This window comes from Myceligenerans cantabricum, from assembly GCF_054777735.1.
This window is the reverse complement of the sequence record NZ_BAAHAJ010000008.1, coordinates 98,993-121,325: the sequence shown is the minus strand read 5'-3', so window position 1 is coordinate 121,325 and position 22,333 is coordinate 98,993. Positions and strand designations below refer to the sequence as shown.

Genomic DNA, 22,333 nt, shown 5'->3' with positions numbered 1-22,333 from the left:
TGTGGTCAACTATGCGGACTTTTGCACCGACACCGCGCGGTCCGGCCCGGCCGCGGTCGTCACGTCCACCCGGTCCGCGAGCGTCTCCGCCGCCACGAGCGACTGGTGCGCCCGCACCGCCTCGACCCGCTCGGCCGGCACGTCGAGCGCGAGCACGATCCGGTCCGTGACGTGCAGGCCGGCGGCCTTGCGTGCCTCCTGCACGTCGCGGATCACGTCCCGCGCGTAGCCCTCGGCACGCAGCTCGTCGTCGAGCGCCAGGTCGAGCACGACGAACCCGCCGCCGGTCAGGACGGCGGCCGCGACGTCGGTCCCGGCGTCCTCGCCCACCACGGTGACCAGCTCGTACTCGCTCTCCAGCAGCTCGACGTCGCCGTCGTCGGTCCGCACGACGACGGCGCCCGTCGCGGACTTGGCCCACGCCCCGGCCTTCGACGCCTTGATGACCGCCTGCACGCCCTTCCCGAGGCGCGGGCCCGCGGCCCGCGCGTTGACGGCGAGCCGCTCGGTGATCCCGTACGACGACGCCGCCTCGGGCGAGAACGCCAGCAGCTCGACCGACTTCAGGTTCAGCTCACCGGCGAGCAGAGCCGCGAACGGCTCGACACCGTCCGGGTCCGGCACCGCCACGACCAGCGACCGGAGCGGCTGACGCACCCGCAGCCCGTTCGCCTTGCGCAGCGCGAGGGTCTGCGACACGACGGTCCGCGCCGACTCCACGGCGGCCACCAGCGCGTCGTCGGACACCAGGATCGCGTCCTGCGCCGAGGGCCAGTCCGCCAGGTGCACCGACCGGCCGCCGGTCAGGCCGCGCCAGACCTCCTCAGTGGTGAGCGGCGCGAGCGGCGCCATGACCCGGCACAGCATCTCGAGGGCGGTGCAGAGGGTGTCGAACGCGTCGGCGTCCTCGACCCAGAACCGGTCCCGCTGCGTGCGGACGTACCAGTTGGTCAGCGCGTCCAGGTACTGGCGCACCGACTCGCAGGCGCCCGCGATGTCGTACTCGTCGAGCCGGGCGGTCACGTCCTCCACCAGGGAGCGGGTCCGCGCGAGCAGGTAGCGGTCCATCGCCCCCAGCCCGGGCACGCGCTCGGGCGAGAGGGGCTGCGCCACCCGGCCCCGCTCCCCGGACCCGTCGTCGCCGGCCCCCTGCACGCTGTTGGCGTAGAGCGTGAAGAAGTAGTACGTGCTCCACAGCGGCAGCAGGACCTGGCGCACCGCGTCGCGGATGCCGTCCTCGGTCACGACGAGGTTGCCGCCGCGCAGGATGGGCGAGGACATGAGGAACCAGCGCATCGCGTCGGAGCCGTCCCGGTCGAAGACCTCGTTGACGTCCGGGTAGTTGCGCAGGGACTTGGACATCTTGCGGCCGTCGGACCCGAGGACGATGCCGTGCGACAGGGCCGTGCTGAACGCCGGGCGGTCGAACAGGGAGGTCGCCAGGACGTGCAGCGTGTAGAACCAGCCGCGGGTCTGCCCGATGTACTCCACGATGAAGTCGCCCGGGTAGTGGTTCTCGAACCAGTCCGCGTTCTCGAACGGGTAGTGCACCTGCGCGTACGGCATGGAACCGGAGTCGAACCAGACGTCGAGCACGTCCTCGACGCGCCGCATCGTGGACCGGCCGGTCGGGTCGTCCGGGTTGGGCCGCGTCAGGTCGTCGACGAACGGGCGGTGCAGGTCCGGGTTGCCGTCCTTGTCGCGCGGCAGCCGGCCGAAGTCCCTCTCCAGCTCCTCGAACGACCCGTACACGTCGAGGCGCGGGTACTCCGGGTCGTCGCTCTTCCACACCGGCACCGGGGAGCCCCAGAACCGGTTGCGGGTGATCGACCAGTCGCGGGCGTTCTCCAGCCACCGGCCGAACTGCCCCTCCTGGATGTGGTCGGGCACCCAGGTGATGTCCTCGTTCAGCTCCCCCATCCGGTCCTTGAACTTCGTCACCTCGACGAACCACGAGGACACGCCCATGTACATGAGCGGCTGACGGCAGCGCCAGCAGTGCGGGTAGGAGTGGTCGTAGGACTCACGGCGCAGCAGGACCGTGCCGGCGGTGACCGAGCCGGTCTCGTCGTCGCCCCCGCCCCGCGTGCGCGCCTTGAGGTGGTCGATGATCGGCGAGTTCGCGTCGAAGACCTGCAGCCCCGCGTACTCGTCGACGGGGTGGGTGAAGCGGCCGTCCGCCCCGACCGGCATGACGGACTCGACGCCCTCGCGGTCGCAGACGATCTTGTCGTCCTCGCCGAACGCGCCGGCGCTGTGCACCAGCCCCGTGCCGTCGGTGGTGGTGACGAAGTCCGCCTCGACGACGCGGTGCGCCCGCGCGCGGCCCTCGTAGTAGCGGAACGGCGGCGTGTAGGCGACGTCGAGCAGGTCCCGGCCCGTCAGGCGGCCGACGACCCGGGTCTCCTCGTCGTCCGCGAGCTCGCGCGCGTAGGCGCCGAGCCGCGCCTCGGCGATCACGTAGCGGCCGTCCGTGCCGCCGAACCCGGACTCGACCACGACGTAGTCGATGTCCGGTCCCACCATGACCAGGAGGTTCGAGGGGAGCGTCCAGGGCGTCGTCGTCCAGACCAGCAGCTTGTCGCCGGGCCGCAGCACCGCCGACGCCGCGCCGTCCGGCACCGTGTGCACGTCGAAACCCACCGTCACCGCCGGGTCCTGACGGTTCTGGTAGACGTCGTCGTCCATGCGCAGCTCGTGGTTGCTCAGCGGCGTCTGGTCGTTCCAGCAGTACGGCAGGACGCGGAAGTCCTCGTAGATCAGGCCCTTGTCGAACAACGACTTGAACGCCCAGATCACCGACTCCATGAAGGTGGGGTCGAGGGTCTTGTAGTCGCCCGCGAAGTCGACCCAGCGGGCCTGGCGCGTGACGTAGGTGCGCCACTCGTCCGTGTACTTCATGACGGAGCTGCGGCAGGCCTCGTTGAACCTGTCGATGCCGAGCTCGACGATCTCGTCCTTGGTCTTGATGCCGAGCTGGTTCATCGCCTCCAGCTCGGCCGGCAGGCCGTGCGTGTCCCAGCCGAAGCGGCGCTCGACGCGCCGGCCGCGCATGGTCTGATAGCGGGGGACGACGTCCTTCGCGTAGCCGGTCAGCAGGTGGCCGTAGTGGGGCAGGCCGTTGGCGAAGGGCGGGCCGTCGTAGAAGACGAACTCGTTCTTCCCGTCCTCGCCCGCGTCACGCTGGTCGATGGAGGCCTGGAAGGTCCCGTCGACCTCCCAGTAGTCGAGGACCTCGCGCTCCAGCGCGGGCAGGTCCGGCGACGGGACGACGGCGTTCTCACCGTCGACGCTGTCGCGGTGCAAGGGATAACGGGCGGGTTCTGCCATGGGTCTCGTGGCTCCTGCGGTGGTGGTCGGTCCGGCAGACTGCTACGAGGACGACAACAGACTGCGTGCCGCGGTACCACCCCGCTTGCCGCTCGCTGACGCGAGCGACCGCTCGTCGACGGCTGTGACGGGCCTGCCCCGTCCGGTTCTACTGAGGCAGCCCGTGGCTGCCCGTTCTTCCGGAGGCTCACCGGTGATCGCCGGATCGATGCCTGTGGACTCATCCTATCGCCAGACCGCCGGCGGACTTCCGACAGGGGGCGACCACGCCGTCCCGCGCGGTGGGACCATGTCCGTGCCGGACGCGACGAACCGCGCTATCCCACCGTGATCGCGACCGAGTGATGGCCCGTCGCGCCGTCCGGGGCAGGCGGCGCCTCCGCGTCCGTCTGCGTCTCGCCGTCGGAGTTCGTGGCGCGGACCGAGACCGTGTGGTCGCCCGCGTCGAGGTCGAGCACGGCCCGCCACTGGCGCCAGGTGTCCGGCCCGGTCACCTCGGCGAGCTCGGCCGGCATCCAGTCGCCGTCGTCGGCCCGGACCTCGACCTCCTCGACGCCGACGGTCTGCGACCACGCGACCCCGGCCACGACCACCTCTCCCGCGTCGACGTTCGCGAAGCCCCGCGGCACGTCGATGCGCGACTGCACCTTGATCGGACCCAGCGCGGACCAGCCGCGCGGTGTCCAGTAGCCCTCGTCCTGCTCGAACGTGGTCACCTTGAGCTCCGACACCCACTTCGTCGCCGACACGTAGCCGTACAGTCCCGGCACCACCAGGCGCGCCGGGAAGCCGTGGCTGGTCGGCAGCGGCTCGCCGTTCATCCCGATGGCCAGGAGCGACATGCGGTCCGGGTCCGTCAGCACGTCGAGCGGCGTCCCGGCGGTGAACCCGTCCACGGACCGCGAGAGCACCATGTCGGCGCCGTCCTGGACGCCCGCCCGCTCCAGCAGCTGCCGGATCGGGTACCCGAGCCAGAGTGCGTTCCCGATGAGGTCGCCGCCCACGGCGTTCGACACGCAGGCGAGCGTCACGTAGTGCTCGGTCATCGGTAGCGCGACAAGTTCGTCCCAGCCGATCTCGAACGGCTCGTCCACCATGCCCGTCACGCGCAGCGACCAGTCCGCCGGGTCGACCTCCGGGACGCGAAGAGCGGTGTCGATGCGGTAGAACGCGTCGTTCGGCGTGACGTAGGGCGCCAGGTCGTCGACCCCCAGGTCGGCTCCGTCCGGGACGGGATCCGCGCGGTGGGCGGCGCCCGGGAGGCGGAACTTCTCGCGCACCGCCTCGACGGCCCGGCCGCCGGCACCGACCGCCTGCGAGGCGACGAGCGCGACGAGCGCACCGGCCGCGGCGATCCCGGTGATCTGGAGGAACCGGCGGCGATCCGGCTCCGGCAGCGCGGTGGGCCCGGGCGGCTCCGTGCCGTCGGGACGGGGACCGAGCGCCCTGATCGCGGCGCGCAGCACCGGGACCGCGACGCCGATGCCGATGAGGCTCGGCAGCGCCCACAGGGGCGTCGCGCCCGGCCGGACGACGGCGAGCACCGCACCCGCGACACCGACCAGCGCGAGGAGGGTGACGCCGATCCCGGACCGGCGGCGCTCCAGCCACCCGGCGAGGGCCGCGCCCACCGCCAGCACGACGCCCATCGAGCCCAGCAGCACCGCCTTGTCGGCGGTCCCGAACCACTCGACGGCGAAGTCCTTGAGCCCCGGCGGGACGGCGTCGACCACCGCCGCACCCCCCGCGAAGATCGTGCTCGCGCCGGGCGCGATCACGGCCGCCAGCAGCTCGGAGACCGCGAGCCCGAGACCACCTGCGACGAGCCCGGCCGCAGCCGCCCACATACCCCGCTTCTTGCCTACGTCCATGGTGTCAGGTTGTCATCCTGCCGGCTCGACGGCAGGATCTGCGGGCTTCCGTCATGACCCTGTAAGAACCGCGGGTCACGCTCCCGTGCTGCGGACGATCTTGCTGTTGTGGGCCTGGGCGCGGGGACGGAGGGTGACCAGGTCGATGTTCACGTGGTCCGGGCGGGAGACCGCCCAGACGATCGTCTCGGCCACGTCCTCGGCGCTCAGCGGCGTGAAGCCCTCGTACACGCGGGCCGCCTTCTCGGCGTCCCCCTCGAACCTGACCAGGGAGAACTCCTCGGTGGCGACCGCTCCGGGCGCGATCTCGATGACCCGCACCGGCTCGCCCGCGATCTCCCAGCGCAGCGTCTGGGACAGCATGTGCTCGCCGTGCTTGGCCGCCGTGTACCCGGCGCCGCCCTCGTACGCGCCGAGCGCCGCCGTGGACGTGAGGGTCACGACGTCCGCGACGCCGCGCGCGGCGCCCGCCTCGCGCAGCAGCGGCAGCACGGCCTTCGTGACCCGCAGCGTACCGAGCACGTTCACCTCGTACATCCAGCGCCAGCCGGCGACGTCGCCGTCCTCGACCCTGTCGAGGCCGAGGGCGCCGCCCGCGTTGTTGACCACCGCGTCGAGCCCGCCGGTCGCCGTCAGGTGCCGGGCGAGCCCGGCCACGGCGTCGTCGTCGGTCACGTCGACGGCGTACGGCTCCGCGCCCGTCTCGGCCGCGAGCGCCTCCAGCCGCTCCCGGCGGCGGGCCGCGGCGACGACGTCCCACCCGTCGGCCATGAGGCGACGGACCGTCGCCGCGCCGATACCCGAGGACGCTCCGGTGACCAGTGCTCTTCTCTCCGTCGTGCTCATGCGGCAGACACTACGCGGGACGTTCTCGCGCCGCGGCACGGACCACGTGGGATCATTTCGGACATGAGCGATCTGCACCTGCTGGCGCCGGGCCTGCCGGAGGAGCCGCGGTCGCGAGCTGGCCGGTCGGTGGCCCTCGCCGTCGCGCTCGTGCTGGTGACCGCGGCCGTGGTCTGGCTGCTCATGAACCTGCTGCAGGAGACGCGGGCGGAGGCCCGGACCGAGGCCGCCCTCGGGCGGAGCGCCCATGCCGCGGGCGACTGCGACGCGGCGGACCGGCACCTGAAGTCCGCGCTGGACTCCGGCACCACCGCGTTCCTCGACCCGCCGGTCGACCGTGCGGACCTGCGCGCGGAGATCACCGCCTGCGAGGACCTGGAGCGTGCACGGCACCTCGTCGGCCGTGAGGAGTACGGCAAGGCCATCGGCTGGTTCGGCGACTATCTCGGGTCGGGGTCGGCGCTGTACGCGAACGCCCTCGAGGAGCAGGCCGACGCGCGGATCGCGCTCGGGCAGGACCTGGAGGCCCGGCAGGCGGAGCTGCGCGCGGTGCGCCAGTACGCCACGGTCATGACCGACGCACCCGGGACGAGCCAGGAGCAGCAGGCGGAGAAGCGCATCTGGGCGCTGTACGCGAAGGACGTCGAGGCCCGCAAGCAGCAGAGCCCGTGCCGGCGGACCAGGCCCGCGCGCGTCTGGACGGGACTGGGGGGCGAGCCGTTGCAGCAGGTCCGGCAGGAGGCGCACCACACGCTGTCCTGGTCGCTGCTGCGCTGCGGCGAGGAGCGGATCGCCCGCGGCCAGCGGGCCGCGCGCGACGCCCGCTACGCGCCGAAGACGTTCGTGGCGGCGAGGTCGCCCCTGACCGAGGCGTCGAAGAAGTATCCGGACACCAAGCCGGGCCGGCTCGCGGCCGAGCACCTCGAGACGCTCCCGGCCGTCAAGGCGCGGGCCTCCGCGAAGGCGACGGAGGTCGCCGAGGAACGGCGCCGGGTCGCCAAGCTCCGGAACCAGGTCAAGCGGGCCCTGGACGGCGGCGGCCACCTGGACCGGCCGCGGCGGACCGGTGACGGCGGCGCCGGCACGCTGCGCCTGACCGTCCGCAACGCCACCGGTCACGGGCTGTACGCCGTGTGGTCCGGGAAGGAGACGGAGTCGACCACGATCCCGGGCGGCGGCAAGAAGTGCCGCACGGCGCGGGCGACGACGCTCACGCTGCCCGCGGGCGGCTACTCGTTCGCCGTCCGTGCCAAGGACGGCTGGGCTGCCGCGACGTGGTCGTTCGACAGCAAGAGCTTCACCACCTGCATCAGGTGAAGGGCGGTGCGCCGGATGCCTCCCGGCGCGTCGTATGCTGTGGACCGGATCGCGGGGCCGTGCACCTGCCCCGTCGGTGCGGCCCGGGCTGTGGGTCGCTCGTCCGCCGGCGCGAGATCGCGCGTCGCCCCAGGCCCGCCGCCGCACGGCGCGGGCAACTCAGCGACCTTGCACAGGAGTCCTCGTGCGCACCCCCACCTCAGTCCTCCGCCCGGCCGTGACCGCGCTCGCGCTGCTCGCCGTCGCCGGCTGCTCGTCCACCGCGTCGAGCGTGCGGGACGACGGCGACCCGGCGTCGTCGTCAGGCCCTTTCCCGGTCCGGCTCGACAACTGCGGCTTCGACGCCGAGATCTTCGCGCCGCCCGAGCGTGTCGTGACGATCAAGTCGTCCACCACCGAGATGCTGCTCGCGCTCGGTCTGGGCAAGCGGATCGTCGGCACCGCGTTCCTCGACGGGCCGGTACCCGAGGCACTGGCTGACGCCGCCGCCGACGTGCCGGCGGTCGCCGAGCCCATGGCCGACGAGGCGCCCGGCGCCGAGGCGGTGCTCGACCTGGAGCCGGATCTCGTCTATGCCGGCTGGGAGTCGAACGTGACCGCGGAGACGGCGGGTGATCGCGACACGCTCGCCAACCTCGGCGTCGCCACGTACGTCTCCCCCGCGGCCTGCAAGGACCCCGCGTACATGCCTGACCCCCTCACGTTCGACGACGTGTTCGCCGAGATCGAGGAGACCGGCGCGATCTTCGAGGCCGACGACGCCGCCGCGGAGCTCGTCGCCGAGCAGCGGTCCGCGCTGGAGGAGATCGAGGCCGACGACCGGGGGCTGACCGCCCTCTGGTACTCCTCGGGCGACGACGTGCCGTACGTCGGCGCAGGCATCGGCGCGCCGCAGATGATCATGGACGCGGCCGGGCTGGAGAACGTCGCGGGCGACGTGGACGACACCTGGACCTCGTTCGCGTGGGAGGAGGTCGTCGACGCCGACCCCGACGTCATCGTGCTGGTCGACGCCGCCTGGAACAGCGCCGAGCAGAAGATGGAGCAGCTCGCCGAGAACGCGGCGACGGCGGAGCTGAGCGCCGTGCGGGACGAGAGCTACGTCGTCGTACCGTTCCCCGCGACAGAGGCGGGCGTGCGGAACGTGGACGCGGTGGCCGACGTCGTCGACCAGCTCGGAGACCTCGACCCGTGAGGCCCGAGGCGCCGGGGCGGACCCGCGGTGCCCTGACGGCCGGGCTGCTGCTCGCCGGCGTGCTCGTCGTATCGCTCCTGTCCGCGGTGCTGATCGGGCCCGCCGACCTGTCCGCCGCGGAGGTGGGCCGCTCCCTGGCGGTCCACCTCCGGCTGGACCTGCTCCTGGAGCCGCTCGGCCTGGGCGCCGAACCGCTGTCGCCGATCCGCGACGGGATGGTGTGGCAGCTGCGCGCGCCGCGCGCGCTGACGGCGGCGGCCGTGGGCGCGGGGCTCGCCGTGTGCGGCGTGGTGATGCAGTCCCTGACCCGGAACCCGCTGGCCGACCCCTACCTGCTCGGGCTGAGCTCGGGGGCGTCGCTCGGCGCGGTGCTCGTGCTGGTGGCGGGCGGCGGCGCCGCGCTCGCGCTGCTGCCGGTCGCGGCGTTCGGCGGTGCGGTGCTCGCGCTGGCGGCGGCGCTCGGCCTGGCCGGGGCGCTCGGGCAGGTGACGCCGACCCGCACCGTGCTCGCCGGCCTCGCGATCAGCCAGATGTGCTCGGCGGCCGTGTCGTTCGTGATCTTCTGGTCGGTCAAGGGTGACGCGTTCCGCGAGGTGATGAGCTGGCTGATGGGTTCGGTCGGGTCCGCGGACTGGGTCTCCGTGGCCGTCACGGGCGCGGCGACGCTGGTGCTGGGGACGGGTCTGATGCTGTGCGGGTCGATCCTGGACGCGTTCACGTTCGGCACGACGGCGGCGGCGACCCTGGGCATCGACGTGCAGCGGGTGCGCTGGGGGCTGCTGGTCGCCGTCGCGCTGCTGACGGGTGCGCTCGTCTCGCAGAGCGGGTCGATCGGGTTCGTCGGGCTGATCCTGCCGCACGCCGTGCGGCTCGTGACCGGCGCCCGGCACCGGCTCCTGCTGCCGCTGTCCGCGCTGGCCGGGGCGTCGTTCCTGGTCTGGGCGGACACCCTGGCCCGGACGATCTTCGCCCCGCGTGAGCTCCCGGTGGGCATCGTCACGGCCGCGATCGGTGCCCCGGTCTTCGCGTTCCTCCTCTGGAAGGGCAGGACCCGCACATGAACGACGACGACCGGCCCGCCGGCGGGCTCGCGGCCGAACGCGTCTCGTGGGGCGTGGACGGGCGGCTGATCCTCGACGGGATCGGCGTGCGCGCGCCCGCCGGGAGCGTGACCGGGCTGCTCGGGCCGAACGGGTCCGGGAAGTCGACCCTGCTGCGGGCCGTGGCGGGCGTCGTGCCCCCGGACGGTGGCGACGTCGTGTTCGACGGCGACGACCTCCTGCGCATGGGCCGCCGCGCCCGCGCCCGGACGCTCGCGTTCGTCGAGCAGGACGCGAGCACCGACCTGCCCGTCACCGTGCGCGACGCCGTCCTGCTGGGCCGTATCCCCCACCGCGCCCTGCTCGCGGGCAGCTCCGGCGAGGACCGCGAGGTCGCCGGCCGCGCCCTGCGGCGGGCCGGTGCCGCCGACCTCGCGAACCGCGACATCGCCACGCTGTCCGGCGGCGAGCGCCAGCGCGTGCACCTGGCCCGGGCGCTCGCCCAGACGCCGCGCCTGCTCCTGCTGGACGAGCCCACCAACCACCTGGACGTCGCGGCGCAGCTGCACACCATGGCGGTGCTGCGCACGCTCGCCGACGACGGCGTCAGCGTGCTCGCGGCCCTGCACGACCTCAACCTGGCGGCGACGTCCTGCGACCACGTGGTCCTGATCGCGGCCGGGAGGGTCGTCGCGGCCGGCCCGACGTCCCAGGTCCTGACGCCGGAGGTGATCGACCCGGTCTACGGCGTCAGCAGCGACGTCCTCACCCATCCCCGCACGGGGCTCCCGGTCCTCACCTTCGCCCCCGCTCGCGCCTGAGCTCCGGACGTCACTCCCCGCTCAGCGGAAGGCGGCGGCGGCGATCTGCGTGGCGTGGGTGTTCGCCGCGTCCCGGGCCACGTGGGTCAGGCGGGCGAACAGGTCCGCGCTGCGGGCGCCCGGCCAGTCCGGCGGCAGCAGGGACGGCGGCAGCCCCGGGTCCCGGTACGGGACGAGACGCCAGGCGTCCAGGGCGCGGATCCAGGTGCGGAACGCGTCGGCGGGCTCGGGCTGCGGCCCCTCGTCGAGCAGGCGGGCGATCGGTTCGGCGTGCCCCTCGAGGAACCGGTCGTGCAGCTCCCGGAGCGCGGGCAGGTCCCACCAGCGGGCGACGGCGGCCGCGGGGCCGCCCGGGTAGCGGATCTCGGAGGCGAGGAAGATCGTCGCCCGGCCCGTCATCCCGAGCTCGTCGAGGACCAGCGCGACCTCGTCGGCGAGGCGTTCCGGGCAGATCCACAGCCCCGACGACACGGAGCCGCAACCGATCATCGCGAGCCGTCGCCGGAGCCGGTGCCGCAGGTCCCGCTTCTCCTCGGGCACGCTCCATGAGACGAGGCACCAGCGGCCGGCGTCGTCCCCCGCGCCGCGCGCGCCGAAGATCCGCTGGTCGCCGCGGGCGAGCATGTCGCGCGCGGCCGGGGCGACGGCGTAGCCGGCGACCCCGTCGCGGGGCTCGGCGACCAGCAGCCCCTTGGCCTTGACCCGTCCGAGGGCGGTGCGCGTCCGCGTGGCCGGGACACCGAGTTCGGACATCAGCGTGACCGTCGCGGAGACCGGCATCCATCCGCCCTGGTCCCGCAGGGTAGCGCCGACGACGGTCCGCAGCAGCGACGTGGCGCTGCCCGGACGGGACTCGAGGTCGTCGAGGACCGTCACGGCCGGGCGTCGGCACCGGGATCGCGCAAGGCCTCGGCGACCAGCGCCAGGCCCCGCGCGACCTCGGTGAAGGACGTGCTCAACGGCGACAGCCCGATCCGCATCCCGGCGGGCGGACGGAAGTCGGGCACGACGCCCCACTTCCACAGCAGCGCCGTCGCCGCCCGGAACCCCGGGTGCTCCAGCATGACGTGGCTGCCGCGCTCGGCGGCGTCGCGCGGCGAGACCACGCGGACCCCGAGGGGAGCGAGGTGCTCGTCCGCGGCCTCGACCACGAACTCGGTCAGCGCGACGGACTTGGCGCGGACCGCGTCCACGCCCGCCTCCTCGATCAGGGCGAGCATGTCCCGCATCGGCAGCATCCCGAGCACCGGCGGCGTCCCGCTGACGAAGCGCCGGATCCCGGCCGCGGGCTCGTAGTCGGGACCCATCTCGAAGGGGTCGGCCGCCCCCATCCAGCCCTGGACCGGCTGGCGCAGCTCGTCCTGCAGCTCGCGCGCGACATAGCCGAACGCGGGCGCGCCCGGCCCGCCGTTGAGGTACTTGTACGTACATCCCACCGCGAGGTCCGCGCCGCAGGCGTCGAGCTCCACGGGCACCGAGCCCGCCGAGTGGCACAGGTCCCACAGCACGAGCGCCCCGGCGTCGTGCGCGACGCGCGTGATCGCCGGCATGTCGGCGACGTAGGCGGACTTGAACGCGACGTGGCTCAGCAGCACCAGCGCGGTGCGCTCCGAGACGGCGGCCGCGGCGTCGTCCACCGTCACGCCGCGCGCCGGGTCCGGCTCGATCCAGCGGACGGTCATCCCGCGCTCGGCGGCGATGCCCTCGAGGACGAACCTGTCGGTCGGGAAGTTCTCGGTGTCGGCGACGATCTCGTCGCGGCCGGGGCGCGCCCCGACGGCGGCCCGCGCGAGCTTGTACAGCATCACGGTGGTCGAGTCGGCGACCACCGTCTGGCCCGCGGCGGCGCCCAGCGCCACCCGGCCGATGGTGTCGCCGAGCTCCGTGGGGGCGTCCATCCAGCCCTCGTCCCACGCGCGGATGAGGCGGGACGCCCAGACCTCGTCCAGGAAGCCGGCGAGGCTGTCGCGCGTGGCGCGCAGCGGGCGCCCGAGCGAGTTCCCGTCGAGGTAGGCGACCAGGCCAGGGCTGTCGGCGAACCGGTCCCGGTGGTGCGCCAGCGGGTCGGTGGCGTCGAGCGCGGCAGCCCGCTCCGCGAGCGCGGGCGGCGTGAGCGCGACGGCGTCCGGCACGTCCGTGTCCGGTGCCGTCACGACAGCGCCTCCAGGTCCGCGGGGGTGAGGCGGCGGGCGTCCGCGAGCCAGGTGACCAGCTCGTCGGCGGTCTCCGGACGGGAGTGCGGCGAGATGAGCGCGCGCCCGGGGACGATCCGGTCCGGGTCGCCGCCCACCACGGCGCGCAGCAGCGCCTTCCCGGCCAGGCCGGCCTCGCCCAGCAGCTCGATCTCCCGCTCGTGCACGCCGACCGGCGCATCCCCGTTGCCCATGTCCGTGCCGTACGCGACGGCGCCGCCGGCGGCGGCGAACCGGCTCACGTTGTCGAGTGCGGTCGCGAGCGCCTCGCCGTCGTGGAGCGCCAGCGTGGAGATCCAGGTGGTGCGGCCCGCCGACGCGCGCAGCAGCTTGTCCGGCAGCGGCTCCGACCACGGCGCGTGCACGAGCACCTCGGCGCCGGCACCGAGCGCGCGGGCGGCCTGGCCGGTGCCCTCGGCGTGCACCACGGCGGGGAGCCCGGCCGCGCGGGCGGCACGGACGAGGGCCACCAGCGTGACGTCGTCGAGCAGCGGCATGCCGGCATGCAGCGCGATCTTCACGAACGACGCGCCCGCGGCGACGACGTCGGCCACCGCGCGCCGCGCGTCCTCGCGGCCGGACACGGACCGGACGGCGGCCCGGGGCGCCCAGGCGCGCCCGCTCGGGTAGCCCCCGGGGGCGGTGTGGAACGGGCCGGCGAAGCGCACGACGACCCCGGCGGGCGGCGCCTTCGCGATGGCCGCCACGATCATCGGGTCCCAGCCGAGGTCGTGCACCTCGGCGAGCACGGACCCGGCGAGCCGCTCCGGGTCCACCAGCCCGAGGTGCACGTGACGGTCGACAACGGCCGGCAGCAGCGACTGCGCCATCAGGCACCGACCTCCGTCCGCACCGAGATGAGCTCCGGGAAGAACGTGAGCTCCAGCGCGCGCTGGAGGAAGTCCACGCCGGAGGACCCGCCCGTGCCGGTCTTGAACCCGATGGTGCGCTGCACCGTGCGCAGGTGCCGGAACCGCCAGAGCTGGAACGCGTCCTCGAGGTCCACGAGGTCCTCGCACGCCTCGTAGACGTCCCAGTGGGCCGTGGGCTCCTGGTAGATCCCCTGGAGCACCGGGATCAGGTCCGCGTGCTCGACCCAGGGCTCCGTCACGTCACGGTCCAGGATCGCCTGCGGCACGGCGTGGCCGCGCCGGGCGAGCAGGCGGAGGAATGCGTCGTAGATCGTGGGCTCGTGCAGCAGCCCGTCGAGCATCTCGTAGGCCGCAGGGTTCCCGCGGAACACCGGCAGCATCTTCGCGTTCTTGTTGCCGAGGACGAACTCGACCGCACGGTACTGGTACGACTGGAACCCCGAGGACGAGCCCAGCACGCCCCGGAACTCGGCGTACTCGCTCGGCGTCAGCGTCGCCAGGACCGACCACTGCTCGGTGATGGTGCGCTGGATGTGCTTGACGCGCGCGACCGCCTTGAGCCCGCGCAGCAGGTCGTCCGCGTCGAGGTGCGCGCGGGCGGCACGGAGCTCGTGGAGCACCAGCTTGAGCCACAGCTCGGTGGTCTGGTGCTGGATGATGAACAGCAGCTCGTCGTGGTGCTCGGGATCGCTCGCCGGGTGCTGCGCCGCCAGGATCTCGTCCAAGGCCAGGTAGGAGGCGTAGTCCATCTCCTCCCGGAAGTCTGTCCGGATGCCTTTCTCCAGGGGGCGTACCCCCGCCGTCGTCGTCTTCATCACGCCCTTTCCCTTCCCAACCGACCATAACGCCAACCTGACGACCGGCACGAATCTGAGAGACGTCGCACGGCGGCTCGCCACGGGACCCCCTTCTCGCCATGATGTACGGCATGGACCTTCCTGAGCCCGTCGCCGCCCTGGCCAAGACCGTCAACCCCGCCTTCGAGAAGGTTGCGCACGGCTTCCCGCCGTTCGCCGTCGTCCACCACACCGGCCGCACCACCGGACAGGACTACACGACACCGGTGACCGCGTTCGCCGGCCGCGACCCCGACTCCGCGGAGATCCTCGCCGTCGTCCCGCTCCCCTGGGGCCCGCGGACCGACTGGATGCGGAACATCACCGGCGCCGGGTCGTTCGTGATGACCCGGGGGTCGGACGACTTCTCCGTCGACCTGCTGCGCGTCCTGCCGGCGGAGGAGGCGGTGACGATCCTCGCGCCCGTGCCTCGCCAGCTGCTGCAGACCTTCGCCGTGGAGGAGTGCCTGGTCGGCCGGCTGCGCCGGGTACCTTCGGCACATGCCTGAGCTCACGCTGCGCGACGCCACCATCGACGACGCCCCCGCGATCGCGGCCGTCCACTGGACCGGCCGGCGCGCCGTCTACCTGCCGCTCGTCCCCGAGGAGCGCTGGGCCACGGACACGCAGCAGGCGAGCATCGAGGGCTGGCGGCGCCGGCTCGTCGCGGGCGAGACGCCGCTCGTGGCCGAGGTGGACGGGCTCGTGGTCGGGTTCACCGTCGTCGGACGGGCGGCGCCGCGGCTCGGGCACGCGCCGAAGCGCGACCTCGCCCTGCACGAGCTGTGGGTGATGCCCGAGGCGCACGGCAGCGGGGTCAGCCGCACCCTGCTGGACGCCGCCCTCCCGCCCGCGCGGTCCGCCGAGCTGTGGATCGCGGCCGCGAACACGGGCGCGCGGAAGTTCTTCCAGAAGAACGGCTTCCTGCCCGACGCCGCGAACGCCACCGGCGAGGACGGTGTCCTCGAGGTCCGGCTCGTGCGCTGAGGTCCGCCGCGGCGCGTCCGTGGCTGGTCCGGGCCGTCAGGGGTGGCGGCCGCGGAGCGTCACCAGGGCGCCGCCGATCAGGAGGAACGCCGCCGATGCCGTGATCAGCACCAGGAGGCTGGCCGCGCCCGTGACCGGCATGCCCGTCCCGGGGGCCGACGCCTGGGCGGCTGAGGTCGGGCTCGGGGCCGGATCCGGCGGAGCGGGGGACGGCGAGGGTGACGCCGGATCGGGGCCCGGGGCGGGCGCCAGGCCGGGAACCGTGGCCGGCGACGCCGCCGTCTCCGCCACGACCACGCCGACCTCGGCGCCCGCCCCGATCTCGAAGGCGACCGTGTCGCCGTCCACCGGGACGCCGTCCACCGTGAGGGCCGGATCGCCCCGGACCACGCCGTCGACCTCCGGCAGCACCACCTCGGAGACCGTGATCTCGGCCCCGGCAGCCAGCTCGTCCGAGGTCCAGGTCTCGCCGACGACGACGGCGGCCGTGGCGGGCTCCCCCTCGACGGCGTACCCGACCGTGAACTCCGTACCCGGCGGGACGCCCCCGGCCGACTCTCCCGCCGCTGCCTTCTCCACCGTGAACGTGCCCGGCAGGTGCTCGGCCGTGCTCGTCGCGACGACCTCGGCCACGGTCCCTGCCCCGATCAGGAACGAGGCCCTGTCGCCGTCCACCGGATCGCCGTCCACGCTGAGCACGACGTCGCCCCACTCCACGCCGGGCACGTCCGGGCGGTCCCCGGTCTCCCGCACCACGACCCCGGTCCCGGCCGGCAGGTCGCCGGACGTGACCACGGCTCCGCCGGCGGTCACCACGAAGGGCTCCCAGGTGCCGCCGCCGTCGGCCGAGTACTCCAGCGCGAGCTCCGTGCCCGGCGGCACGTCGCCGGCCGCCTCGCCCGCCAGGGCCCTGCTCGCCGCGAACGCCCCGGGCGCGAGGTGCGCCGTGCCGGTCACCGACACCCCTGTGGTGGTGCCCGCCCCCAGGACGACCCACGACGGGGCGACGACGGGATCGCCCCACTCGACGCCCTCGACCTCCGGCAGCGGGCCCTCGCGCAGCAGCACCTCGGTGCCCGGCGGCAGGTCGCCGGACGTGACGGACCGGCCGACCGGCACGGACAGGCCCGCCCAGGACTCGCCGCCGTCGAGGGAGTACTCGACGACGAGCTCCGTCCCGTCCGGCACGGTGGCGGCGGCCTCGCCCTGGAGGGTCGTGGTCACGGTGAACCTGCCCGGCGCGACCGCGGCGGTGTCGGCGATGGTGACCTGCGACACCGGCTCGTCACGGGGCGCGGGCCGGGCGACGTTCGCGAGCCCCACGTCGACCACGGTCCCCTCACCCCGGACCATGAACGACGCGCACCCGGTGCCGGGATCGACCCGCACCCCGTCGCCGGACGACGTCGGATCGCCCCACTCCACACCGGGGGGCGGGGCCGGCAGGTCGGTCTCGCACAGCAGCACCCGCGTGCCCGTCGGGAGGTCCGGAGACACGGCCGGCGCGGGCGTGCCGTCGCCGTCGCCGTCGTACGGCACCGGAAGGTCGGTCCAGGTGGCGCCGTCGTCCACGGAGTACTCCGCGGTGAACACCGCGCCGTCGGGCACCTGTCCGGCGGCCTCGCCCGTGACCGATGTCGTCACCGAGAAAGCCGCCGCGGAGAGCCGGCTGGTCACCTGGACCGTGAGCGGCGTCGCCCCGGCGGCGTCGATCAGCGTGACCGGCCCCTCCGGTACGGAGGTGACCTCCTTGACGGCGTCCGGCACGGCCCCGGCGACCTCGACCGTCGTCCCGAGCGGGAACCAGACCGTGGTGGCGGGTACCGTCCCGTCCTCGCCGACCTGGACGGTGAGGACGCCGTCGGCGACACCGTCCGGGTCGGCCACGGTGACGAGGTCGGCGTTCGCCTCGAACCCCGCCACGTCGTCGAACGTGAACGCCGCGGCCTCGTCCGGCGCGTCCGGCACGTCCGGCCCGACGGCCAGGCCGCGGAAGTCGGACGTGTCCAGCGTGAGGTCGAACGTGGTGCCGGGCAGCGCGGCCCCGCCCTCCGGATCGATCAGCTGCTCGACCCGCAGCGGGGCGTACGCGACGAACCCGGCGTCGATCGAGTGGTCGTCCTCCCCGGGACCGCCCGGCGTGAAGCCGTACTCCCCCGCCGCCGTGTCCGGGTCGGAGTCGTGCCGGTGGGCGTCCTGCGCGTCGTCTGCCGGGTCGTGCGGGTCGTCGCCCGCCGTCACCTGCGTCTGCGTGAACGGCACCGTCGCCCACGGCGCCGTGACGGTGGTGCCCCACAGGACGACGGTCAGCTCGCCGTCCTCGGGCTTCACGAAGCGGACCGTGTACGCGGCACCGGGCTCCAGGGGCACGGGGCGCGCCTCGCCGGACTCGCGCGACGAGAAGGAGTAGGTGCCGTCCTCCCGCGTGGTCCGCGTACCGACGACGTCGCCCGCGGCGTCGAGGAGCTCGACGGTGACGCCGCCGATGCCGGGCTCGTCCGCACCCTGGAGGCCGTCCTGGTCGGCGTCGAACCAGACGCGGTTGCCGATCCCGACCGGAGCCGGGGGCGGGATCACGTCGAGCGGATCGGTGCGGTGGTCGCCGGGACGCACGAGGCCGTGGTCGACGGTGCCGGACCCGGCCGGCACGAACTGCACCGAGGTCGCGCCTCCGGCGAGGTCCCCGGCGAACCACGACTGGTAGCCCTCCGGGGCGTCGGAGAACGTGACCCGCAGCCGTGCGGTGCTCTCGCCCTCCTTGACGAACGGCACCGACCCGGTCTGCTCGGTGAACTCGGCCTCGGTCATCGACCAGTGGCCGTCGGACTCCCAGTACCAGTGGCCGGGCGTGACGTCCGGGTCCGCGGGGTCGTTCGGGTCCTCGGGGGTGTCGGCCGGGGTGCCCGGCTCCCACGCCTGCGCCCGCTCGGTGCGGGTGGTCGCGGAGCGGCCGAGGGCGTCCGTCACCGTCACCGTGACGTCCCCGACCCCGCGCTCCCGGAAGCCGTCGGTGGCGTCGTCGTCGAAGACCCCGTCGCCGTCGGCGTCCTCGAAGGCCCGTCCCGCCGCGACCACGTCCTCGGGTGCCGCCAGCGTCGGCGGTACGGCCGCCGGAGCGACCACCAGCACCGCGGTGAGGATCAGGACGACCGCCGTCGCTGCACGGCGCGGGTGTCGAGCGCTTCCGGACATCACACGACCCATGGTTCTCCCGTGGAACGGTAGGGAATATCGAATCCGTCAGACCGGAATTGACGGTAGCGGCAATTCATCGGATGCGCTCAGCGAAGAGATGCCTACACTTCAGCCATGGCACCGAAGAGGGCATTCGCGTCATTCATCAGGCATTCCTGCGCCTCCGGACCAGCCGATTCCGGAATTTACGGAGGACAATGCGTCAAGCACGACAGCATTGTGCGCGGCAATACCGTGACCGGCGACGAGCTGCTCCGCGGCGTTCCCGCGACCGCTCGCCCCGCCGACCCGGGCGGTGCCCGGTGAGCCGGGGCGACGGGCGCCGCGAGCGCCCGCCCCTGCGCGTGGCCCGGCCCGCGGCGGGCGCCGTGGTCGCGGTGCTGCTCCTGGTCCTGACCGCGGCCGGCTGCACCAGTGGCAGCGAGGCGTCCGCCCCGTCGCCGGGCCCGGCCCGCCCGGTGACCGTCGCGGAGTCCGAGCTGCTGGCGGGCGTCCGCTCCGGGAACGTCGAGGCGGGCAGCCGCGCGATCACCGCGGAGTACGACGAGCAGGGCCACGAGGTGCGCCTCGAGGGCTGGGTCGACTACACGACACGCACGGGCTACGGGCTCGTGTCGACCGACGGCAGGGCCACCGACCGCGTGATGTGGGACGGCCGCCTCGTCGCCATGACCGACGGCGACCGGCTGGGCAAGCCGCTGAGGTCGCTCGACGGCTGGGCCGCGGCCCCGCTCGACCCGAGCACGTCCCCGCTCTCCGCCGTGCTCGCGGTGCTCGCCGGGCTCGGCGCGGACCGGCCCGAGGACCCGCGGCTCGTCCGCCAGGGCGGAGCGCTGTGGCTGCGGGCGGACGAGGCGGCGGGGCACGAGGTGCAGGTCTTCGCGGGGCCGACGAGCGCGCCGGCGAAGGCCGGGGGCAGTGAGGGCGGCAGCGCGGGCGACGTCGCGCCGGTCGACCCCGACGACGCCGGCATCCGGTACTGGGTGGGCGACGACGGCCTCGCGCACCGCGTGGACGTCCGGCTCGGGGACGAGTGGGCCGAGGTGACGCTCGAGAACGACGACGTCAAGGTCCCGCCGCTGCTCGCCGACATCGACCTCGACGAGCAGCGCCGTTCGTGAGCGCGGTCCCGTACCGTGCGGCGCCGAGCCCACCGGCGCCGAGGGCACGGCCGGGAGCCGCCGTACGCCGCGTCAGTCCTTGTCCACCGGCGAGCCCGGGTCCTCCCCGGAAGGCGTGGCCTCCTCGCCGTCGTCCGGCCGCCTGGTGCGGAAGACCATCGCGAGCACCGGGAACAGCCCGATCCCGAGCGCCATGAACGCCATGTTGTCGAGCGCCACGCCCAGAGCGACTCCGATACCCACCCCAAGCGCGACACCCAGGCCCCAGTTCCAGTCGTTCGTCGAGGTCGCCGAGCCCTCAGCACTCCTGGGCCGTTCCTCCGCGTCGTCGTCCGCCATCCCTCCACGGTAGGCGGTCGCCGCGGCCATGACCTCCCTCGTCAGGCGGAGTTCTGGGCAGCAGCGGGCGGCAGCGGGCGGCAGCGGGCGGCGCTCGCGCACGATCAGGCGCGCCTGCCGGAGGCTGCCGGAGTGACAATGGGCTCATGGCTACCGAGCTCTGGATCACCGGCGACCCCGACACGGCCCGATTGCCGAGCGACGACCCGATCGCGTTGCTCACGGGGATGTTGTTGGACCACAAGATCCGCCGGCCATGCACAGCATTCGGAGGGTGACTACATGTCTTTCCAGGTCACAGGACTACCCGAGGCCGACGCCGTCCTCAATGAGCATCCCTTCGCGGTGATGGTCGCGATGCTGCTGGATCAGCAGTACGGGATGGAGCACGCGTTCCGGGGGCCGTGGAAGATCAAGTCCCGGCTCGGGTCGATCGACCCGGGCGTGATCGCCGAGACCGACCCCGACGAGTTCGTCACCATGGCCACCACTGCGCCCGCGATCCACCGCTACGGACGCTCCATGGCAGGCCGGGTCCAGGACCTTGCCCAACACGTCGTCGACGAGTACGACGGCGACGCCACCCGCATCTGGCGCGAGGCCACCTCCGGCGACGACCTCTTCGCCCGGGTCCGGGCCCTGCCCGGATACGGCGACCAGAAGACCAAGGTCTTCATCGCCCTCCTCGCCAAACAGATGAACATCCGCCCCGAGGGCTGGGAGAAAGCCGCCGGCGACTACGCCCTGGACGGCTACCGCTCCGTCGCCGACGTCACCAGCCCCGAAACCCTCCAGAGGGTCCGCGACTTCAAGAAGGCCAAGAAGGCGGCAGCCAAGGCCGCGGGCTGATGCAGACGCTCAGGCCGGTCCTGGGTACCGGTTGCGCGGGCTTGCGTGAGCCCGCGCGACCGGCGATCCGTCGGAGACACCTACGCGGTCGCCGAAGCCACCCCGTGGCACCCGCCACGTGCGTGCCTCGGGATCCCACGTGCGGCCCTCGGAGCTGCCGTCAAGTGCTGGGCCTGTGAAGTCGCGGCAGCCAGGTCGGACTGGCGGATGTACCGAGTCCGAGCGACGGCGGCGACGTCGACGAGGTCTCGCCGGCGAGTGTTCGCGGTGCCGCGTTCGACGGCGGTGACGATCTTCTCGGCGAGGACCATGTGATCCGGGTAGCCCATCAGCCGCACAACACCACCGAGCAACCCTCGACGCCCGGTCAGCGGTACTGCGCCGCGATCGGGCACTCCATCGGGTCGGAGTGGCCGAGCCCCACACGGTTGAGGTACTGGATCACGATCCGGTAGGACTCCAGCAGCCCGGTCTCCGTGTACCGGATGCCCCGCTCGGCGCAGAACTCGCGCACGATCAGGCGCGCCTGCCGAAGGTTGCCGGACGACATGCGCGGGAACACGTGGTGCTCCACCTGGAGGTTGAGGCCCCCCATCGCCCAGTCGACGAACCGGCCGCCGCGGATGTTGCGAGACGTGAGCACCTGCCGGCGCAGGAAGTCCACGTCGGCGTCCTTCGGGAGCAGCGGCATGCCCTTGTGGTTCGGGGCGAACGCCGCACCCATGTACAGGCCGAACGCCATCAGCTGCACCACGAGGAAGGCTGCGCCGAGCCAGGGCCCGAGGGTCGCGATCACGAGCAGCGGGAAGCCGACGAGCCGGATGCCGAGCAGCCAGCCCTCGGCGGCCCGGTGCTTGATCGCCGGCGTGGTGACCAGGCTGTGGATGGCGGTCGCGTGGAACACGGGCCCGAACATCGTGAGCAGCGGGAAGAACAGCCAGCCCTGCCGCCGGGTCACCCAGCCGAGCAGGCCGGTGCGGCCCGTCTCCTCGCCGGGGACGAACACGAGCGCGCCGGTGGCGATGTCGCCGTCCTTGCCGATCACGTTGGGGTTGCCGTGGTGCTTGTTGTGCTTGCGGGTCCACCACCCGTAGCTGAGCCCGACCACGAAGTTGCCGATGATCCGGGAGTACCAGGCGTTGCGGGACCCGCTGACGAAGATCTGCTGGTGGGCGCCGTCGTGCGCGAGGAACGCGCCCTGGGTGAAGACCACGGCGAAGCCCACGGCCACGAGCAGCTGCCACCACGTCTGGCCCAGCGTCAGCAGCAGGACGAGCATGACGGCCAGCTCGGCGGCGAGGGCCACGGTCCGCCAGACGTACCAGCCGGGCCGGCGCGCCATGAGACCCGCGTCGGAGACGCGGCGCATGAGATCGAAGTAGTCGTTGGTCTGCGGATTGCGGGCAGAGCGGGTCCGGGCCGGCCGGACCGGCCGTGCCGCGCGAACCGGGGCATCGATCGTCATAGGTGCAACGTAGAAAGGAGGTGGTGCCGAGCGCGTCCCTCCCGGGAGCCAACTTCG

At 73.5% G+C, this 22,333-nt stretch carries 20 protein-coding genes; 9 read left to right on the top strand and 11 right to left on the bottom strand.

The features are described from left to right. Window positions 1-9 precede the first annotated feature (9 nt). The 3 genes from ileS to ACYU96_RS07730 form a co-directional block, all read right to left on the bottom strand. On the bottom strand, window positions 10-3,330 hold the full coding sequence (ileS, locus tag ACYU96_RS07740) for an isoleucine--tRNA ligase (RefSeq protein ID WP_460751199.1): 3,321 nt from the start codon (window positions 3,328-3,330) through the stop codon (window positions 10-12). A gap of 317 nt (window positions 3,331-3,647) precedes the next feature. After that, window positions 3,648-5,201, bottom strand: a complete 1,554-nt coding sequence (locus ACYU96_RS07735; RefSeq protein ID WP_460751196.1) for a molybdopterin-dependent oxidoreductase — start codon at window positions 5,199-5,201, stop codon at window positions 3,648-3,650. Between the two features lie 75 nt (window positions 5,202-5,276). After that, window positions 5,277-6,047: an SDR family oxidoreductase gene (locus tag ACYU96_RS07730; RefSeq protein WP_460751193.1), complete on the bottom strand. Its 771-nt coding sequence runs from the start codon at window positions 6,045-6,047 to the stop codon at window positions 5,277-5,279. Between the two features lie 63 nt (window positions 6,048-6,110). On the opposite strand from ACYU96_RS07730, the gene ACYU96_RS07725 reads away from it, so the two are divergent. The 4 genes from ACYU96_RS07725 to ACYU96_RS07710 all read left to right on the top strand — a co-directional run bounded on the left by ACYU96_RS07725 (window position 6,111) and on the right by ACYU96_RS07710 (window position 10,420). Further along, complete coding sequence (locus tag ACYU96_RS07725) at window positions 6,111-7,364, top strand: hypothetical protein (protein ID WP_460751190.1); 1,254 nt, start codon at window positions 6,111-6,113, stop codon at window positions 7,362-7,364. Window positions 7,365-7,548: 184 nt separating this feature from the next. Further along, window positions 7,549-8,559 (top strand): putative F420-0 ABC transporter substrate-binding protein, encoded by a 1,011-nt coding sequence (locus tag ACYU96_RS07720; protein ID WP_460751187.1) that lies wholly within the window; start codon window positions 7,549-7,551, stop codon window positions 8,557-8,559. Beyond that, a complete protein-coding gene (locus ACYU96_RS07715; RefSeq protein WP_460751185.1) occupies window positions 8,556-9,620 on the top strand; it encodes a putative F420-0 ABC transporter permease subunit in 1,065 nt (354 codons plus the stop codon). Before ACYU96_RS07720 ends, ACYU96_RS07715 begins: the two co-directional genes overlap by 4 nt. Continuing rightward, entirely contained in the window at window positions 9,617-10,420 is an 804-nt protein-coding gene (locus tag ACYU96_RS07710) for a putative F420-0 ABC transporter ATP-binding protein (RefSeq protein ID WP_460751182.1), read from the top strand. Before ACYU96_RS07715 ends, ACYU96_RS07710 begins: the two co-directional genes overlap by 4 nt. Window positions 10,421-10,441: 21 nt before the next feature. Here ACYU96_RS07710 and ACYU96_RS07705 read toward each other — a convergent pair whose 3' ends face one another. Genes ACYU96_RS07705 through ACYU96_RS07690 form a run of 4 tightly spaced genes read right to left on the bottom strand, consistent with a single transcriptional unit; the run spans window position 10,442 to window position 14,299 of the window. After that, entirely contained in the window at window positions 10,442-11,296 is an 855-nt protein-coding gene (locus ACYU96_RS07705; RefSeq protein WP_460751180.1) for a PaaX family transcriptional regulator, read from the bottom strand. After that, entirely contained in the window at window positions 11,293-12,573 is a 1,281-nt protein-coding gene (locus ACYU96_RS07700; RefSeq protein WP_460751177.1) for a kynureninase, read from the bottom strand. Before ACYU96_RS07700 ends, ACYU96_RS07705 begins: the two co-directional genes overlap by 4 nt. Further along, entirely contained in the window at window positions 12,570-13,442 is an 873-nt protein-coding gene (locus tag ACYU96_RS07695; protein WP_460751174.1) for a hydrolase, read from the bottom strand. Before ACYU96_RS07695 ends, ACYU96_RS07700 begins: the two co-directional genes overlap by 4 nt. Next, window positions 13,442-14,299 carry a tryptophan 2,3-dioxygenase gene (locus ACYU96_RS07690; protein ID WP_460751171.1) on the bottom strand — a complete coding sequence of 286 codons (858 nt, stop codon included), beginning with the start codon at window positions 14,297-14,299 and terminating at the stop codon, window positions 13,442-13,444. The genes ACYU96_RS07695 and ACYU96_RS07690 overlap by 1 nt, the downstream gene beginning before the upstream one ends. Before the next feature lie 113 nt (window positions 14,300-14,412). Between ACYU96_RS07690 and ACYU96_RS07685 the strand changes: the two genes are divergently transcribed. Together ACYU96_RS07685 and ACYU96_RS07680 are read left to right on the top strand one after the other, a co-directional pair. Beyond that, window positions 14,413-14,829: a PNPOx family protein gene (locus ACYU96_RS07685; protein ID WP_460751168.1), complete on the top strand. Its 417-nt coding sequence runs from the start codon at window positions 14,413-14,415 to the stop codon at window positions 14,827-14,829. Next, window positions 14,822-15,307 carry a GNAT family N-acetyltransferase gene (locus tag ACYU96_RS07680; RefSeq protein ID WP_460751165.1) on the top strand — a complete coding sequence of 162 codons (486 nt, stop codon included), beginning with the start codon at window positions 14,822-14,824 and terminating at the stop codon, window positions 15,305-15,307. Before ACYU96_RS07685 ends, ACYU96_RS07680 begins: the two co-directional genes overlap by 8 nt. Window positions 15,308-15,343: 36 nt before the next feature. On the opposite strand, the gene ACYU96_RS07675 is transcribed toward ACYU96_RS07680, so the two are convergent. Next, on the bottom strand, window positions 15,344-18,499 hold the full coding sequence (locus tag ACYU96_RS07675; protein ID WP_460751162.1) for a DUF5979 domain-containing protein: 3,156 nt from the start codon (window positions 18,497-18,499) through the stop codon (window positions 15,344-15,346). Window positions 18,500-18,804: 305 nt separating this feature from the next. Between ACYU96_RS07675 and ACYU96_RS07670 the strand changes: the two genes are divergently transcribed. Continuing rightward, window positions 18,805-19,623, top strand: coding sequence for a hypothetical protein (locus ACYU96_RS07670; protein WP_460751159.1), 819 nt, complete (start codon window positions 18,805-18,807; stop codon window positions 19,621-19,623). A gap of 72 nt (window positions 19,624-19,695) precedes the next feature. Here the strand turns inward: ACYU96_RS07670 and ACYU96_RS07665 are convergent, their stop codons facing one another. Beyond that, window positions 19,696-19,962, bottom strand: a complete 267-nt coding sequence (locus ACYU96_RS07665) for a hypothetical protein (RefSeq protein WP_460751156.1) — start codon at window positions 19,960-19,962, stop codon at window positions 19,696-19,698. A gap of 146 nt (window positions 19,963-20,108) precedes the next feature. Between ACYU96_RS07665 and ACYU96_RS07660 the strand changes: the two genes are divergently transcribed. Further along, entirely contained in the window at window positions 20,109-20,240 is a 132-nt protein-coding gene (locus ACYU96_RS07660; RefSeq protein WP_460751153.1) for a hypothetical protein, read from the top strand. Window positions 20,241-20,244: 4 nt separating this feature from the next. Next, on the top strand, window positions 20,245-20,811 hold the full coding sequence (locus tag ACYU96_RS07655; RefSeq protein ID WP_460751150.1) for an HhH-GPD-type base excision DNA repair protein: 567 nt from the start codon (window positions 20,245-20,247) through the stop codon (window positions 20,809-20,811). An 80-nt stretch (window positions 20,812-20,891) separates the two neighbouring features. Here the strand turns inward: ACYU96_RS07655 and ACYU96_RS07650 are convergent, their stop codons facing one another. Beyond that, window positions 20,892-21,140, bottom strand: a complete 249-nt coding sequence (locus tag ACYU96_RS07650) for a nucleotidyl transferase AbiEii/AbiGii toxin family protein (RefSeq protein ID WP_460751147.1) — start codon at window positions 21,138-21,140, stop codon at window positions 20,892-20,894. A 38-nt stretch (window positions 21,141-21,178) separates the two neighbouring features. Then, entirely contained in the window at window positions 21,179-22,276 is a 1,098-nt protein-coding gene (locus ACYU96_RS07645) for a fatty acid desaturase family protein (protein ID WP_460751144.1), read from the bottom strand. Between the last annotated feature and the right edge of the window lie 57 nt (window positions 22,277-22,333).